The 977-nt window shown below is 57.3% G+C and carries 1 protein-coding gene and 1 pseudogene; one reads left to right on the top strand and one right to left on the bottom strand.

Annotated elements, in window-relative coordinates; translation table 11 throughout:
• Window positions 1-182 (bottom strand): annotated as a pseudogene (locus tag AABE20_RS10250) (cytochrome b); the annotation flags it as partial.
• A gap of 163 nt (window positions 183-345) precedes the next feature.
• On the opposite strand from AABE20_RS10250, the gene AABE20_RS10255 reads away from it, so the two are divergent.
• A partial coding sequence (locus AABE20_RS10255) for a VIT1/CCC1 transporter family protein (protein ID WP_338332974.1) occupies window positions 346-977 on the top strand: 632 nt, incomplete at its 3' end.

The following is a 977-nucleotide window of genomic DNA, read 5'->3' on the forward strand; positions in this document are numbered from 1 at the left end:
AGATGATGGACGGGTTTTGTTGGCCAGTTCCAGGTTTCGCCAAGAGCAAACTGAAGCAGCACCAGAAAGGCCGTCATCCAGTGAAGGATGATCGTCGGCCTGTCGTAACGCAGCAGGCTATCTGTGATGTCCGGCGTTGAATAAGGCATATACGTCTCGGCAAAAAAGAACCCTGAATCCACTTCCGTATCATGCTTACCTGACAGGATTCTGAACAGAACAGATTTTCCTAAAACATAAATAATATTGAAAATAACTCGCAATATCAGAATGAAATATCTGTTGTCGCGGCAAATGATGCATCTTAACCTTTATTTGTATTCACCAGAAGCAGCAGGTCATCTTATGTCGCGTCTCCATCCTTTGGCCGAACGTCATGCCGTCGAGAAACTGGGATGGCTGCGTGCGGCTGTTCTCGGCGCCAATGACGGAACGCTGTCGACCGGCAGCCTCATCGTCGGCGTTGCCAGTTCTCATGCGACACGCGGCAGCATTCTCGTCGCGGGACTGTCCGCGCTTGTCGCGGGCGCCCTGTCCATGGCGGCGGGCGAGTATGTCTCGGTCAGTTCCCAGGCCGATTCCGAACACGCCGACATCGCCCGCGAGAAACAGGAACTGGTCACGGACTGGGAGGGCGAAGTCACCGAACTGGCCGGGATCTATCAGAAGAGAGGGCTGGATGAAGACCTCTCGCGCAAGGTCGCCGTCGCCCTCATGAAGCATGATGCGCTCGGTGCCCATGCAAGGGATGAACTGGGTTTGTCCGAGGCCACGGCGGCAAGACCCATACAGGCGGCATTCGCCTCAGCAACCGCCTTTTCATCCGGAGCATTACTGCCCGTGCTGGCAGCTGTTCTGGCCCCCGTGGCCTGGGTGTCCTGGGGCGTGTCCCTGACGTCCGTCGTGCTTCTCGCTGTTCTGGGGGTCGTTGGCGCGATTGCCGGCGGCGCAGCGCCTCTGCGCCCAGCACTGCGTGT

Source organism: Acetobacter zythi, assembly GCF_963921165.1.
Classification (GTDB): Bacteria; Pseudomonadota; Alphaproteobacteria; order Acetobacterales; family Acetobacteraceae; genus Acetobacter.